Here is a 16,035-nt window from a genome sequence, read left to right on the forward strand (position 1 = left end):
TTAAACCAGGGTTGGCTCCGCAATCGGGAAGGCGGAGACGAGCGCATTCACCCGGCGCGTGATATCGGCACGCTCTGACTGCCCGTTACGAAGGCCATTCAAAATACCGAGGATCAGCGCGCCGGTCTCGCGAAACGCCGCCTCGTCGAAGCCGCGCGAAGTGGCCGCGGGCGATCCCAGTCGCAGGCCGGAGGTGACCGTCGGTGGCAGCGGATCGAATGGCACCGCATTCTTGTTGGCAGTGATGCCGAACGTCTCGAGCGCGTCGGCGGCGTCCTTGCCGGTGATGCCGAACGGCTGGAGATCGACCAGCACCAGATGGCAGTCCGTGCCGCCCGTCACCACGCGCAGGCCGCCGGCGACAAGCACGTCCGCCAGCGCCTGAGCGTTCGTCACGACGGCTTTGCTGTAGATGCGGAATTCCGGTTGCAGCGCCTCGTGGAACGCGGCGGCTTTACCGGCGATTACATGCATCAGCGGGCCACCCTGGGTTCCGGGGAATATCGCCTTGTCGATCTTCTTGGCCAGCGTCTCCTCATCGGTGAGGATCAGGCCGCCACGCGGACCGCGTAGCGTCTTGTGCGTGGTTGACGTCACGATGTGCACATGTGGCACCGGATTGGGATAAAGGCCGGTCGCGATCAGCCCCGCATAATGGGCGACATCGGCAACCAGCCAGGCTCCGACCTCATCGGCGATGGCGCGCATCCGGGCGAAATCGATCTCGCGCGGATAGGCCGAGCCGCCCGCGAAGATAAGCTTTGGCCGCGCCTCGCGGGCGCGACGCGCCATATCGTCATAGTCGATCCGCTCGTCGTCGCGGCGCACCAGATAAGGCACCGGCTTGAACCACCGTCCGGACATGCTGACCGGCGAACCGTGTGTGAGATGCCCGCCGCAGGCAAGATCCAAGCCCATGATGCTGTCGCCGGGCGTGAGCAGTGCGCAGAAGACCGCGACATTCGCATTCACCCCGGAATGCGGCTGCACGTTCGCGAACCGAGCTCCGAACAGGCGGCAGGCGCGTTTGATCGCGAGCCGCTCCACCTGATCGACGGCATGACAGCCGCCATAATAGCGGCGGCCGGGATAACCCTCGGCATATTTGTTAGTGAGGATCGAGCCCTGCGCGGCGCGCACGGCCGCGCTGACCATATTCTCCGACGCAATGAGCTCGATATGCTCATGCTGGCGCCGCGCCTCGCTCGACATGGCAGCGTGCAGTTCCGGGTCGATTGTCATCTTTAAAAAACCTCTGGAGCGAAAAATGCGATGGCGCGGTGGCGATACCGACGAGGACATCGCCATCCGCATGTCGCGCGTTGTTGCGGTCGTTCGCGGGCAGCGCTAGGCTGTTCCGGCCCATTTAGGATGGGCCAGTTTTCTTAATATGAGTGGGCCGGTTTGAAGACGCGCGGAAGCTTGCAGATCGATTTGCCGACGGCGCGGCTTGGGCCGATCTTTCTCGATCTGGCGCAGTCGATCATCACCGAGATCGAGCGGGGCCGGTTGAAGCCCGGCGATCCCCTGCCGGGTACGCGCGCGCTGGCGCGCAGCCTCAAGCTCAACCGCAATACCGTCGATGCCGCCTATCATGAACTGACGATGCAGGGGTGGCTGGAAGCGCGGCCATCGCGCGGCACATTCGTCGCGACGGACCTGCCGGAAAGCGCGGCGACCGCGATGCGCGCCTCCGCACTTGTCGCGCCGTCGGTCGTCTCGGCGACTCCGCCCGTCCTGCACATGACCGACGGCGCACCGGACGCTCGGCTGATGCCCCATGCGGAACTGGCGCGGGCCTTCCGGACAGCCCTTTCTTCTTCCGCCACGCTGACGGAGATGGTCCATGGCGACCCTTATGGCGCGCCGCGACTGAGATCGGTGCTGTCCGAATATTTGGCGCATGAGCGCGGTCTGGCGGCTCCTGCCAGCGAGGTCATGGTCACGCGGGGCAGCCAGATGGGGTTGTTCCTGTCCGCAGCAGCACTGATCATGTCGGGGGACGTCATCGCGGTGGAGGAACCGGGCTATCCGCTGGCGTGGGCTGCTTTTCGCGCTGCCGGGGCCAATGTCATCGGCGTGCCGGTGGATGGCGGCGGCATCGATCTGGATCGGCTGGAACAGATCGCGGTGGAGACCCCGCGGCTGACGGCGGTCTATGTCACGCCACATCATCAATATCCCACCACTGTCACGCTGGGCGCCGGCCGCCGCCTCCGCCTTCTCGACCTGGCGCGTCGCCACGGCCTGACCGTGCTCGAGGATGATTATGACAATGAGTACCGCTTCGATGGTCGCCCCATCCTGCCGATGGCGGCGCGAGCGTCCGACGATCAGCCGATCGTCTATCTGGGATCGCTCTCGAAGCTGATGGCTCCGGCGCTGCGGCTGGGTTATGTGGTTGCCTCTCCCGCGACGCTCACGCGCATGGCGACCGTGCGTGAAGCGATCGACCGGCAAGGCGACCTGCCGCTGGAGCAGGCGTTTGCATCGCTGATCGCGCAGGGCGATGTCCGCCGCCATGCCCGAAAGGCGCGCCGGGTGTATCAGGCGCGGCGCGACCTGTTCGTGACCTTGCTGAAGGAGCACCTGTCCGACATCGTCGATTTCGATGTGCCTGCGGGTGGCCTCGCGATCTGGCTGAAGATGCGAGAGGGGCTGAGCGCGCAGCAGTGGAGCGACCGTGCGCTAAAGCTCGGCCTCGGCATATCGCCGGGCGCCCGGTTCACGCTTGACCTCGCAACGCCGCCTGAGGCGCTGCGGGTGGGGTTTGCCAGCCTCGATGAGCAAGAAATGTCTGAGGCCGCGCGCCTGCTCGTCGCGTCTCGCCCGACCAGTACCGGCCTAGGGTGAAATTCCAATCTGGCCCTCCTAGATGGGCCGAACCCTCTCTATGCATCGCCCCGGACACAGCTGCTCCAGGGAGGTCAGACATGGAAATTACGAGCGACGTTATACTCAATCCCATCACCGAAGCTGATAAGGAGGCCTGGCTGGGGCTTTGGGCGCAATATCTGATCTTCTACAAAGCCGATGTTTCCGATGCCGTCACCGAACTGAGCTGGCAGCGCCTTCTCGATGCCAACGAGCCGATGGGCTGCATCCTCGCGCGGCAAGGCGGGAACGCGGTCGGTTTCGCCAACCACGTCCAGCATCGCTCCACATGGACGCGTGGCGACTATCTCTATCTGGAAGACCTGTTCGTGGACCCGTCGGCCAGGGGGCAGGGCGTGGGCGGCAAGCTGATCAGCGCGCTCTACACACTGGCCGCGCAATCCGGATGTTCGCGGGTGTACTGGCACACGCACCAGACCAACAGCACCGCGATGCGCCTTTACGACTGGGTCGGTGAACGGTCGGGATTTGTCCATTATCAGAAACAATTGAAGACTGACTAAAGACTCGTTTACCCGCTGTTCAACGATTTTCGTGATGAGTTCGCCACCGGAATGCCTCACCCGGCCCGCTCCTTTCCAGCGCCTCGGAGGAGGCTCCGGCGCAAGTGCGCGCCCATTAGAGGTGATCCCGGGCATGGTGATAAAGCCTCTCATCGAGATGATATTGACGAAGTGTCCGCGACGGCGCGCGCGCATTCCGGGAAGGACCGCCTGGAAGGCACTCTCATGACACCTGGTGACAAGAATTTTCTTACCCCCGGCCACGGAGACGATTGCCGAATTGTGCGGGAGATCCTCGATCTCGTCGGGGACAAGTGGAGGCTCTACATCATCGCGTCGCTCAGGGACGGGCCCGTGCGCTTCAACGAAATGCGGCACCGTGCCGACGTTATCTCGTAGCGCATGCTGACGATCACGCTGCGCAGGCTGGAACGCGATGGACTGGTGAAACGTACCCTGTCCCCCACGATCCCGCCTCAGGTGGATTATGAATTGACGGATTTCGGGCGGTCGTTGCTCGAACCGGTCATGGCGCTCACGCTGTAGGCGAATGCCAACCAGCTAAAGATCCAGCATGCGCGTGTCCGATTTGATGCGGGCTGAGTTACGACGGTCGGGCAGACATCATTGATCACTTGATTTTGAACATGCAGGCTTGGGGCGTTCCTCACAGGGACCGGGAGAGGGTCAGCGCGACAGTTGCACCCTGGGTCTGCGTACGACGTTCTTGCCCGAAATAGGCGCCGGACCGGTTGGGGGTATAGAAGCTCCGCAAGCGATCGCTGTCATCGCCCGTGACCGCGCTGGCGCGCAAGATCGTCTTGAATCCCGGCAGGGCCGTCGTCTCGAAGAACATATTCCACACTGGCCTCTCCCGCCAGACCAGGCGCTCGCCGGTGTAGAAAATCTCCGCTTCCTGCGCAGCCTCGTAACTGAAACCCCAAGACGACCGCAAGCGTGGCAGATCATGACGGAATTCGGCTTCGAGGCTGGTCGAGGGTAGATCGTCCATCGGCCGGACAACGCCGGTCAGGGGATCGCGAAAGCGGGAGGCCCGCAGCGTCGCTGAGACTGCGATCCGTGCGCCATCGAGCAGCCTATGCAACGGCAACGTCGCGTCGCCGGTGAGGCCCCATTGCCGCGCATCGCCGATGGTGCCCAGTGCCTCATCGCCTGTGTCGAGCACAAGATAGCCAAGCAGGCCCTTGTGAGACTGGTGATAGGCCTCGAGCGCGAGCGCCGCGCCCCTGCCCCAACGGTGGTCGAGGCGCAGGAAGGTCCGCGTCAGCCGTGCCGGACGCAAGCTCGAATTGCCGCCCAGCGGCCGCCCGTCAGCCTGGTCCACCGAGGCGGCAAAGTCTCCGAAATCGAGCTGGTCGACTGTGCGGAGCACCGCAAGCCGGAGCTGCGTACTATCTCGCGGCGACCAGACCAGCGCCGCAGAGGGCTTGAAGTAGGAGAGGCTCTGCACGTGATCGCTGTCGCCAGCTACCTTGAGGCGCGACAGCTCGACTGCGCCCCCGGCCTCCAGATCGATGCGCGATGTCAGTCTCGCGCTGACATTGACGAAAGCCTCGCCGCGCTGCTCGGAGACGCGGGTATTTGCGTTGCTGAGGGCGACCGGCCTCATGCCGAAGCTGGTATCCTCCGTGTAATTCAGATTGCTGAGCAGGCGATTATAGACGACTTCCATCCCCACTTCCGGGCGGAGGGCGTGTTTGCCCTCGCGTGACAGGGTGACGCGGCCGATCAGCTCCAACGGCTTTTGCCGCCGCGCCGAAAGTCCGCGATAGCCCGGCTCCTGATAATCCTCGTCGACCCCTTCCGTCGCGATCTGGCCCAGCCCGACCAGCTTGGCCATCCAGCCGGCGCCCAGCCCGCGCGTCCAGTCGAGCCCCAGTTCGCCGCTGGTGCTTTCCTCGCGATATGCGATGAAACGCTCGGCATAAGGCGGGCGCGCTGTCGCTCCGGAAAAGAGCCCGACATTGGTGATAGAGCTATATATGTCGTGATTGAGACGGAGATTGAGCGTCAACGTCCCCCCACCCATCGGGCTGGATGCGGATGCCGCGATCCCATATTCCGGTGCCTTGCCTAGGGAATCCTGCAGCCGCCCCAGCGTCGGCTCGCCTGCCGCATTATAGTTGTAGAATTGCGCCTTGGAGGGATAGCGCGCTTCGCCCGCCATGAGTTCCACGCTGGTCTGCCATGGGCCGATGGCTCTGGCATAGCTGGCCTTTGCCGTGGGCGAGAGGCCGCCATCGGCCGTGCGCGCAAGCGTTACTGTCGCTGTTCCGGCGCCACGGGCATCGGCTTTCAGGATGACATTGGCGACCAGCGTTTGCCCCTGCGCTTCGGCGGCATCGGATCCACGCAACAGCACGATCCGTTCCACTTGCGTTGAAGGAATACGGCGCAGCACCTCGCTGATGCCGCCGGCCTTCACCGTCGAACGCTGACCGTCGATCAAGACGTTGCCCGCCGCCCCGCCGAAGCCACGCACACCGCCGCCATCAGAGATCGAGAAGCCGGGCGTCCGCTCCAGCATCTCCAACGCGGTCTGGGGCTGGAAATCTGCATAGAATTCGGCGGGATAGGTAGGATCGGCACTGGAGAGCGGCGTAGAGCCTTCCGCCGAGGCAGCGCCCTGCTGCGGGCGATCTTCTCCTACCCCCGCCATCGCCGCGAGGCTGGCGAACAGCGCTGTCATCATAGTCATCGCATGAAAAACTCAACTGGAACGACCAGTTCAAGCGTGTCGCCCGCCACCTCCTTCGGTGGCTTGGGCAAGGGAGCGGCGCGCTTCGGCAAAGCGAGCGCCTCATTATCCAGCGCCCGGACGCCTGAAGACCGTTCGAGGCGGACGGAAAGGACGGCTCCCTCCCGGTTCATGACGAAGCGGATATAGGGCACGCCCTGCTGGCGCCGTAAAGCAGCCTCGCGAGGATAGCGCTTCACCTTGTTGAGCGCGCCCAGCACGAGGCCTTGCCACGTCGGTTCGGCATTGGAAACCTGCGGTGCCGGCGGGGCAGGCTGGGTTTCCGGCGCCGTCCTGTCCCTTGCGAGCGGCCCCGGATCGGGCGCAGGCTTTACAGCGGGCACCGGCAAGGGATTGAGGCTCGGCACCGGAATTTCGGCAGGCTCAACCTTGGCGCGCTCAACGTCCGGCATATCCTTGGCTTCCGCCTCTTCAGGCGCGGGTGGGATTTCGCGCACGGGCTCTGGCGGGGCAGCAGGAGGCGCAACGTCGAAAGTGTTCATGCTCGCAGGCTTTTGAATGGCCTGATAGGTCGTCCAGGTAAACAGCGCCCCGGCGACGATGAGCAGCGCGACCATTGCCGTGCCTCCCATGCCAAACAGCCGGCTTTGCAGGCTCATGGGTTGGTCGGCGTAGCGTGTAGCGGGCCGCCAGAGCTCACTATCATGGACGGCAGGCACGCCCGGTCGGGACATCTGCGTTGCCGGTTCATCATCGTCCGACATATCGAACATGATGGCCTTCATCCTCTCAGACCGGGCAGTAAAAGCAGCAGGGCCACACCCGCAGGAATGGACGCGGCGAGGAACCACATCCATGCGCGGGTGGCGCTACGAGCATGGAACGCCGCCATCGCTGCGAAGGCGAAAATGGCAAAGCTCAGCAGCGTGGCCGCCGTGACTGCCTCGACGGGATCCACGCCCGCTTGGCTCAGCAGCAGGGACAGCGCCGCCGTCACGAGCGAGGCCAGGCCATAGGCCCCCAACGTTCCGGCGAGGCTGCGCGCCAGCAAAGACCAGCGATCGCGGGTCTGCTTGCTCAAGGCAATCGGGCGCGCCATCAGCGTGCGATGAAACTCAGCGACGCAATGTGCTGAAGGCTCGCGACGCGCTGCCCGGCAATCTCGACGTCGGCCGGGGCCGTGTGGCGTGCGACAAGGATGTAACGCCCTTTCGCGGTGACCGGCACGGTCAACCGCCCTGTCCCATCCGTCTTGAACGTCTTTTCCCAAAGATCGGGATTGATAACGGTGATGCCCGTGTCGGCCATCGGATGCCCCTGGAAGGTCAGAATGAAGCTGTCGCTCCCGGCGGCAACCGGCACCAGTTCAAACGCATGAACCGCCCGCGTGCTCTCACGCCCTGCTTTCGCCTGGAAGGCTGCCGCCTGATAATCGCCCTCGTCGGTCTTCCATGGCTCCCAGACCTGATCGTTATAATAGCGCAGATCCCCGGCGGCGCCGACATTGGCAGCCAAATGATCGGGCTGCGCCGTGACGCTGATTGGCTGATCCGGTTGCGTTTCGAACAGGCGTGAGGTCGCGACGAGCTTGGCGATCTCCTCCCCCCTGTCGCGCTCGCCCGCAGCATCTCCGACATGGACGCGTGCCGTGGCGCCATCCCGTTCGATCCAGATCTCATGCGCGGAAGTGCTGGCCGCCGCACCGGCGAGTAAGGCGATCGCAAACGCTGTCTTGAACATGGTTATCTCCTGAATATGGCGGTGAAAAAGCGGGGGCATCAGGGTCGCACCCTGCGCACAATGCGGTCCCGATTGACGTTGGCGGCGACAATCCCTCCGGCCGCGAGCGTTATCCATCCGAACCAGACGACCGCGCCATAACCCCAGCCAAAGCCGAGACCGGCCGCGCCGAATGCCAGCGCCAGCAGCAGGAAGCCGGCCAGACGCAAAGCACGGCTGCGGCCCGGCGGGAGCTTGCGCCGAAGCCAGTCCTGCTGGTGCCGCGTCATGGCCAGCAGCAGGGCAGCAAAGCCTCCCAGCGCGGTAAAAAGAATAAGGACGTGGATCATGCCGCCACGGCCTCCAGCTTTGGTGTTTTGCGGCGGGGCACGGGCTTGGCTTTGCGGGTCGCCAGTTTCCACGCCGTGAAACCACAGGCTGCGGCGGTTACGAGCATGGCGAGATCAAATCCGGCGAATATCCAGTCCCCGCCGATCAGGCTGGGGACAAGGCCACGCGGGGTCATGAGCGCGTTTGCGACCGGCACCAGAGCGTAGAGGCCCGCGCAGGCCGCCAGCGCCTCCACCCATGCCTGCCTGAGCGGGCGAGCGATGCTCCAGGTGAACACCGCGCCCCAGGCAATAAACAGGCAGTTGATTTCCCAATCCGCACGATGCTGCAGTTCGACGGGCAGCAACCGGTTGGCGAGGAAGTACACCGCTGTTCCCGCGCATGATCCGGCGATCACCCCGATGTTCAGCCGCTCGACCAGAGCGAAGCCGACATACGGCCGTGATGGATCGGGCAGCTTCGACCGGCGCTTGACTGTCCAGAGCACGAGGCCGCTGGCAACCATGATCGTGCCCGCCACGCCTGAGAAGAAGTAGAGCCAGCGCAGCGTCGTGCCGGAAAAGCGGCCCGTATGGAGGTCAATCATGACCTGTTGCGTGGCGCGTGCACTGCCCGGTTCGCCATCAGTGCCCAGTATTTCGCCGGTGGCGCCATCGAGATACACGGCCTGCCGCTTGCCGCCCAGCGCCTCCTGCCCCGGCCAGATGCTTACGGCCATGTCGCGCGTACCGGGATTTTGAATGCTGACGTAATTCGCCTTTTGGCCGCCCCAGTTCGTCTCGGCTCGCGCGATGATCTCACGCATCGGCACGGGCTGCGGTGCGGGGTCGGATGAGGGAGCAGCGGAAACTGCCACCGGCGACGGTGGAAACGCCTTTTCATAATAGGCGTCCATGCTGCCAAATGCGGCAGTGGCGCCCCATGGCATGAGCATGAACAGCAACGTGACCAGGCCCGTGTAGGTGATCATGAGATGGAACGGCAGCGCCAGGACCGCCGTCACATTATGCGTGTCGAGCCAGCTGCGCTGCCCCTTGCCGAACCGCAAGGTGAAGAAGTCGGCGAAGATCTTCTTATGGGTGACGACCCCTGACAGGATCGCGACAAGCATTGAGAGCGCGGCGATGCAGACGAGATAGCGGGCCCACATCACCGGCATGTAATGAAGGTCGAAGTGCAGCCGGTAGAGGAAGAAGCCGCCTCCGCTCTCCCGAACCGCGACCTCCCGGCCCGTCGCGGGATCGAGCTTCACTTCGATCCGGTCCTTCCAGTTCCCGCCCTTCGGGGTCCATGACAGCGCCAGAGCCTCGTTGCTTCGCCCGCTCGGCAGCGACAGGCTCCAGCTATCCGCACCCGATGCTCGCGCGCGCAGGATCGCATCTGCACGGTCGAGCGCCTGTGCGGTGACCGGCGCGCGCCTCACTTCCGGATGCATCCAGCCATCGATCTCGATCTGGAAGAAGGCGATGGTGCCGAACAGGAACACCACGAACAGCAGCCATCCGGGCAGCAATCCCGCCCAGGTGTGCAGCCATGCCATGGACTGACGAAACGATCCCTTCACAGCGCGTGTCCGGTCACATCAGCCTCAGAACTTCGCGCGCAGGGTGCCGACGATGCGGCGCGCTTCTCCGAAGGTCGCGAAATAGGCGACGGTGGAATAATAGCGCTTGTCCAGCAGGTTATTGGCATTGACGGACAATGAGATATTGGGCGTCAACGCATAGCGGGCGAAGGCGTCAACCACCGCATAAGCCTTCTGCTCGGCGATGGTCAGGCCATCGGCCACGTAGCTGACGTCGGCATAGGTGCGGCTGTTCCACAGCACATTGCCGCCGAGGGTGAGGCCGGGCACCCCGGCGCCCGTCAAATCATAGCTGGTCAGCAGACGCAGGCTGTCAAGCGGGACCTGCGTGTTCAGCGGCGCGCCATCGCGATCCTTGACCGTGACATGATTGAACCCGCCAGCCAGTTTCCAGCCCGGCAGCGGCTCGCCCGTCACCTCCAGCTCAAACCCTTCCGAGCGTGTGCCGTCGACCGCTTCATAGACATAATCGCCGGTCGGCCCAACAAGGTTGGGAACGTAGACCGCAAAATTCGATTGCCGGATATTGAACCACGCTCCTGACAGGGCCAGACGCCCCTCCATCAGGTCGGCCTTCGCGCCGATCTCGTAATTCTTGCCCGTCAGCGGGGCGAGATAATCGCCGTTGATGTCGCGATAGGATTGGGGAGAGAAAATGCTGGTGTAGCTGGCATAGAGGGAAAGGCCGGATGTCACGTCCACGATCACCCCGGCATAAGGCGTGAACTCGCCCGTCACCGATGTCGAACTGCTGGTGCGCGCTTCGCCGGTCCGCATGTTCCAGGTCTCGCGCCGCCAGTCGGTCAACCGGGCGCCCGCAATGACCGAGAGAATCGGCAGCGGCTTTATCCGTAGCGTGGCGAAAGCAGCCGTCTGCTTTTCATCATTTCCGAACCGCCCCAGATAAGGCCAGTTCGGTTCAGGCAGATCGCCCTGCCAGGTGTAGTAATCGGGAATCGACGGATCATAACCGTCAAACGACCAGATCTGGTAGTCGTCGCCGCCTTCCTTCGTCTTATAGTGGCTCGCACCGACCATCAGCAGGTCATCATCGCTGAAGATCCGCAGCGGCCCGGATGTTGTGCCGACAAGGCTGGTCATCCGCTGATCGTCGGCCCAGCGACCCGGCCAGATGCCGACGCCAGTGCCATCCGGATTCAGCGCGTCCCGCAGGGCATAGCCGAACACCATGTCATAGGTCTTGCGCGTCCAGTCGAGATCGGCGCGGAGCGACCAGTCCCCGACCTCCTGCTCGATGGAAACGAAGGTGCTGAGGGAATCGCGATCATAGCGCGTCCAGTCCGTCACGGTGTTGCGCGACCAGGAAAATGCTGTGGGCGTGCCGTCCGTCGTGACGATCGGGACGCCGGCCATGTTGGCATTGTCTGCACTGCGACTGAGATAATCGATGCCTGCACGCAGCAGCGTCGTCTCGGTCACGTCGGCTTCCACCGTGCCGTAGAAGATGCTCCGATGAGATGTGGCGCGATCAATGCTCAGGCCGCCATCCTGATAGGCCGCGACCAAACGCGCGCGGACACGCCCATGCTCATCCAGCGGGCCGCCGATATCGGCCTGACCGCGCACATAATCCCAGCTGCCGCCCTGCCCCTCCAGCAGCAGCTGCCAGTCAGCCGGCGCACGCTTGCGAACCAGATTGACGGTGGCGGAGGGGTTGCCCGTGCCGTTGAGCAAGCCGGACGCACCGCGGATTACTTCCACGCGATCATAGATGGCCATGTCTGCATAGCCATCCCCGAACCCGTAGGCCGTCGGCCGCCCGATTCCATCGACCTGCCAGTTATTGACTTCGAAACCGCGTGAATAAACCGCGCTCTGGTCGGAATCCGGAGAACCGCCGAGATTATAGCTGATGCCGACCGTCTGCACCAACGCCTGGGCGATTTCCGTAATATTCTGATCGACGATCCGCTCGCGCGTAATGACCGTGACACTTTGCGGCGTTTCGCGCAGGGTCAGCGGTATACGCAGCGCTGTGGTCGTCACTGGCGAGCGATAGCTTCCCGTGCCTTCCGTTGCCCCCAGATCGCTCGTGGCGATCGGCGGGGGGAGAGCCACCGCACCAGAGCCGCCATTGCCCTCTACGCGCACTGGGCCGAGTTGAATGGCGTCCTCTGCGGCTTGCAGCGCCGGTTCAACGATCACCGCGCGAGCGGATTGCCAGCGGAACGTGAGCCCTGTTCCAGCCAGAAGTTGCGAGAGTGCATCGGCGGGCGCGAACGCCCCTTTCACACCCTGAGTGGCCCGGCCTCGTGTGTGGAGGCTCTGGGCCGTCACCTCGATTCCGGCCTGACGGCCGAACAGGATCAGCGCATCGGGAAGTGACTGAGCAGCAATATCGAAAGGGCGGGCAGCGGCCGAGGTCTGCGCCATGACGGGCGCCGATGCCCATGGCGCGACACCCGACGCGGTCGCCAGCAACAACGCGACGCCCATCGAGCCGCGCTGTCCATTCCACTGCCTCTTCATCAATCGCATTCCGCTACCCCTGAGATATTTCAGATTGGGCTGGTCGGCGATCAATTTGATAATGATTCGCATCCGCGCGCCCTCATGACAAGGACTCTGCGAAGGCAGGCGTTTTTCAGATTTTTTTGATATTTCCCGAGATCAAGATCATACCGTTGAATTTACGTCATTATTCGTGGACCACGATAAGCCATGGCGTGATCTGCGTGACGGAGCCGCCCAAGGGCAGGACCATAGAGCGGATCGCCTTGGAAGGGTCGCCCGGATCGTAGATGCCATTGATCCGGCGGTTTCCGAGCGCCTTGCTGGTCAGTATGATCTTGCCGCGATACCAGGGCCGGATATCGTCGATCACATAGGATATTGCTCGATCTCGGGCATTCACCTCCCGCAATGCCCAGGATGCGACCAGTTGCGGCGCGACATGATCCCTCACCGTGGCGCCATCCTCACCAACCACCACGACATCGCCGGCGGAAAGAACCACGCCACTTGCCGCACGCGCCACCGGATCGACCCGCACGCGCCCATGTTGCACGCCTATTTCGGTCCCTGATGGCGAGCGGCGGACATCGAAACCAGTCCCCAGGACCGTCACAGTCGCATCATCGGCATGGACCCGGAAGGGCCGGGATTTGTCTGGCATCACATCGAACAAGGCCTCGCCTGCCAGTAAATCGACCTTTCGCTCCCCGCTCACATAGCTGACCCGGATCGCGGATCGCGGCCCGAGTTTCGCGGTCGAGCCATCCTCCAGCCTTACGATGCTTAATTGGCCTATCCCCGTACGATGATCGGCCTGCGCCGCCAGAATGATGTCGGGGGAGAACCAGAGGGCCACCGCGATGCAGGCAGCAGCAGTAAATATAGGCCCTTTGCGGATCGAGCGAACGGCATGCCGTGTACTGGCAGCATCGCGCCTGCTCTGCTTGCGCTTGCGGCGCCAAGGGCGGTCGGCGCCGGGGACGCGCCTTTCCGCACTCCGGGGGAGCATTTGCGGCTGCGTCTGTCCGATGAGATCGTAGCTATGGTTGAGGCTGTCCCAAACCTCGCCATGCCGGCTGTCGGCCATGAACCACTGCCGGAAACGTGCTTGGACCGACCTGTCATTGGGCCTTTCGTTCAGGGCCAGCAACCAATTGGTGGCTTCGTCGAGGATGCGCTCGGCGTCGTCCATCACCGGCAGGATGCAGTCCCGGCCCGCCACAAGCCGCAATTGCGCACGCCATGTTGCCGGCCGCCGGAAGGAAGGACTGTCGCCCATATTCCAAAGACCGATCTGCAGCCCCGGATTTTCAGAATAAGCCCCATGCCGCTATTTGCTGCGGTTGCGGCGATGATGGCAATGCTTGATTCCATCCGCGACGAGCGTGTGGGCGAGCCCAACTGAAATTCCGAGGGCGCCAGCGATTTCGGCAAGGGTATGCCCGCCAAATCGGTGCATCTCCACAGCGATCCGCGTTCGCTCCGGCAGTTCGCCGAGCGCCTTGCGAACAACGTCCAATTCGCTACGTGCGATCGCGACATCTTCGGGCGACGGCGCCTCGCTGGCGACAGTGTGAGTAATCACCTCAATGTCCCCCGAGCAGCGGGACGCTTCCTGGGCGGCACGACGATTATCATCCACCGCCAGATTCCGAACGATCCGGTAGAGATAATGCAGCGGCTCACGCACAGCGGCGGCGTTGCAAGCATTGCGGAACCGCAGCCAGGCGTCCTGCACCACGTCTTCCGCCCTGCTCTCGTTCCCGGTGATGACGCGCGCATAATCGACCAGCGACGCATGATGCGACCGGTAGACATCTAACGCTGCACGGTCCTGCGACAACCTGTAGAGCCTCTTGTATTATACACCTGATCGCTCTGGGCGCTCACCAGAAGCCTGTGGCACAATTGCGATTGACTCTCAATAAATTCCACCGCGCAATGGCGGTGACCAAAAGCTGCCGTTTGGTTAACGGTTAATACGGCAACCGGGGTTGGGACAAAGCTGTCATTCGCATGAGCTGTGTTTAGAGGCAGCTTATGCTTTCATACCCGCCATCATAGACCCCTCTACGCTTCCTGGAACCTGCCTTACTTCAGGAAGGCGGCTTGAGGTCGATCACCACTTACTTTGGTCTGGCCTCCGCTCCTTCGAGCTGCATGATCATGGCTAAGGCAGCCCAAGGTCACTGAAGGACGACGCGTCTCGGCCTAATGGTTCCCCCGCGGGATTGCGCATGGCGGCCGCCGAGGAAGTTGCCTTGCCATTCAGAGCCTCGGGAGAGGGCTAGGCATCCCAAACCTAGCGCGGCGTGCCGCCATTACACCACCGAACTCTGCGGACTCTTTCTCACTTTCAGGGGTTCCAACTCGATATCGCTCGAAAAAAGGCTTCGCTTTCCCGATAAGCCTCATTGTTGGAAATCGGGAAATAGCTAAGTTTTACAACGACTGTGCGCGTGTCCGGATCAACGTATATGAACTGCCCTTGCAGGCCGATCGCCATATAGGCGTTTGAGTTTACGAGGGTCCACCACTGGTACTGATAGCCCTGATCCTGTCCCTGAGCCACAGGTTCAGGATAGGTCGGAATAGTTGACGCCCGGACCCAGTCGGCTGGAATGATCTGGCGGCTGCCAACCCGTCCTTCGTCCAGCATCATCTGCCCCAGCCGAGCATAGTCACGAGCCACGGCATTGAAGCCCATTCCATTCGTGGCTCGCCCGCGGGAGGGCGGCCCATCGGTTAGGAAGAATCCGTCGGCCTCAGCGCCCAGGGGCCTCCAGAGGCGCTCGCTCATATATTCGTTGATCGGCTTGCCGGTCGCGTTCTCCAGAACCCAACCAAGAATGTTCGTGTTCAAAGTTGAATAACGGAAGGTTTTGCCAGGTTTATCGGCGCGCTTTGCGAGGAGCGCCTCGTCGACGCTGCGGCGACAGTTGAGTACCATGATCTCTTCACGCAGGCGGGCTGCATCACTCGCGCTATCCGGCTGATAATTATCCTCCCGGTCCGCGCCCGACCGCATGAGGAGGAGGTCACGAATCGTGGCGCCATCGAAGGCGGTGTTTTTGAGTTCCGGCACATAAGCGACGATTTGCTCATCGACGGATTTGATGTGTCCATCGGCCAGCGCCGCGCCCACCAGGATCGACGTGATGGATTTCGCTGTCGACATGGAGAGGAACCGTGTCTGCAACCCTGTGAAATTGCGATAGGTCTCGTGGACGATCTTACCGTCCTTGAGAATGATGAGCGCATTCGTGAACGTCCTTTCCAGAGCATCTTGCGCGGGGACCAGCTCTCCCTTGTATTTATACGCGAAATCAAGCGGGTGCTGACTGCTTCTAAGCGGGACGGCCTGTCCGCCCGCCTTGACCGGCACCGTGTTGAAGATGGAATCGATGCTGTGGAACGTCAGCGCGTTGATCTTAGCGTCGATGAAGGTGCGGCGCAGTTCGCGGATCGCTGGCGTGGCTCGCGAATCCGGTTCGCAGGAAGTGGGAACGGCGGGCTTATCCTGGGCGTAAGCTGCCTGTCCGCTCAAGGCTGACCCTGCGGCGAGCAGCCCGAACGACGCAACCTGAGCCACCTTACGCAGGCGATTCTTCATCATAGCTTCCTCCCTATGCTTTTATGTTATGAGCAGCATGGCTCAGTAAACTTGAAAAATCAATAAAGATATTGACAACTCAAAAGACACGGGTAGGTCTTGAGATCGCCAAGAGGTGATGGGTCGAGTGAGGGGCTCATTAGCGGTCTCGGTGGTGCAGCCAAAATGGCGCATC

The 16,035-nt window shown here is 62.6% G+C and carries 14 protein-coding genes; 3 read left to right on the forward strand and 11 right to left on the reverse strand.

The features are described 5' to 3' along the window. Window positions 1–1,314: a serine hydroxymethyltransferase gene (gene glyA / locus M2333_RS13520; protein ID WP_413716498.1), complete on the reverse strand. Its 1,314-nt coding sequence runs from the start codon at window positions 1,312–1,314 to the stop codon at window positions 1–3. Window positions 1,315–1,422: 108 nt separating this feature from the next. Between glyA and M2333_RS13525 the strand changes: the two genes are divergently transcribed. From M2333_RS13525 to M2333_RS13535, 3 genes are all read left to right on the forward strand, one after another. Further along, window positions 1,423–2,853 (forward strand): PLP-dependent aminotransferase family protein, encoded by a 1,431-nt coding sequence (locus M2333_RS13525; protein WP_264612118.1) that lies wholly within the window; start codon window positions 1,423–1,425, stop codon window positions 2,851–2,853. Window positions 2,854–2,933: 80 nt separating this feature from the next. Continuing rightward, the gene (locus M2333_RS13530) at window positions 2,934–3,398 is read left to right on the forward strand and encodes a GNAT family N-acetyltransferase (protein WP_264612119.1); all 465 of its coding nucleotides are present in this window, start codon (window positions 2,934–2,936) and stop codon (window positions 3,396–3,398) included. Between the two features lie 402 nt (window positions 3,399–3,800). Next, on the forward strand, window positions 3,801–3,944 hold the full coding sequence (locus tag M2333_RS13535; protein ID WP_264612120.1) for a winged helix-turn-helix transcriptional regulator: 144 nt from the start codon (window positions 3,801–3,803) through the stop codon (window positions 3,942–3,944). Between the two features lie 121 nt (window positions 3,945–4,065). Here the strand turns inward: M2333_RS13535 and M2333_RS13540 are convergent, their stop codons facing one another. The 10 genes from M2333_RS13540 to M2333_RS13585 all read right to left on the reverse strand — a co-directional run bounded on the left by M2333_RS13540 (window position 4,066) and on the right by M2333_RS13585 (window position 15,863). After that, window positions 4,066–6,117, reverse strand: coding sequence for a TonB-dependent receptor (locus tag M2333_RS13540; RefSeq protein WP_264612121.1), 2,052 nt, complete (start codon window positions 6,115–6,117; stop codon window positions 4,066–4,068). Continuing rightward, window positions 6,114–6,902 (reverse strand): energy transducer TonB, encoded by a 789-nt coding sequence (locus M2333_RS13545; RefSeq protein WP_264612122.1) that lies wholly within the window; start codon window positions 6,900–6,902, stop codon window positions 6,114–6,116. Before M2333_RS13545 ends, M2333_RS13540 begins: the two co-directional genes overlap by 4 nt. Next, complete coding sequence (locus M2333_RS13550) at window positions 6,899–7,198, reverse strand: hypothetical protein (RefSeq protein WP_264612123.1); 300 nt, start codon at window positions 7,196–7,198, stop codon at window positions 6,899–6,901. Before M2333_RS13550 ends, M2333_RS13545 begins: the two co-directional genes overlap by 4 nt. A gap of 17 nt (window positions 7,199–7,215) precedes the next feature. Beyond that, window positions 7,216–7,857 carry a DUF4198 domain-containing protein gene (locus tag M2333_RS13555; RefSeq protein WP_264612124.1) on the reverse strand — a complete coding sequence of 214 codons (642 nt, stop codon included), beginning with the start codon at window positions 7,855–7,857 and terminating at the stop codon, window positions 7,216–7,218. Between the two features lie 38 nt (window positions 7,858–7,895). Beyond that, on the reverse strand, window positions 7,896–8,186 hold the full coding sequence (locus M2333_RS13560) for a DUF3325 domain-containing protein (RefSeq protein WP_264612125.1): 291 nt from the start codon (window positions 8,184–8,186) through the stop codon (window positions 7,896–7,898). Further along, window positions 8,183–9,727 carry a PepSY-associated TM helix domain-containing protein gene (locus M2333_RS13565; protein WP_264612126.1) on the reverse strand — a complete coding sequence of 515 codons (1,545 nt, stop codon included), beginning with the start codon at window positions 9,725–9,727 and terminating at the stop codon, window positions 8,183–8,185. Before M2333_RS13565 ends, M2333_RS13560 begins: the two co-directional genes overlap by 4 nt. A 48-nt stretch (window positions 9,728–9,775) precedes the next feature. After that, a complete protein-coding gene (locus tag M2333_RS13570; RefSeq protein ID WP_264612127.1) occupies window positions 9,776–12,262 on the reverse strand; it encodes a TonB-dependent siderophore receptor in 2,487 nt (828 codons plus the stop codon). Between the two features lie 169 nt (window positions 12,263–12,431). After that, window positions 12,432–13,526 carry a FecR family protein gene (locus tag M2333_RS13575; protein ID WP_264612128.1) on the reverse strand — a complete coding sequence of 365 codons (1,095 nt, stop codon included), beginning with the start codon at window positions 13,524–13,526 and terminating at the stop codon, window positions 12,432–12,434. A gap of 51 nt (window positions 13,527–13,577) precedes the next feature. Next, entirely contained in the window at window positions 13,578–14,090 is a 513-nt protein-coding gene (locus M2333_RS13580; protein WP_264612129.1) for a sigma-70 family RNA polymerase sigma factor, read from the reverse strand. Window positions 14,091–14,603: 513 nt separating this feature from the next. Next, entirely contained in the window at window positions 14,604–15,863 is a 1,260-nt protein-coding gene (locus M2333_RS13585; RefSeq protein ID WP_264612130.1) for a serine hydrolase domain-containing protein, read from the reverse strand. Between the last annotated feature and the right edge of the window lie 172 nt (window positions 15,864–16,035).

The organism is Sphingobium sp. B11D3B (assembly GCF_025961735.1).
Taxonomy (GTDB): domain Bacteria; phylum Pseudomonadota; class Alphaproteobacteria; order Sphingomonadales; family Sphingomonadaceae; genus Sphingobium.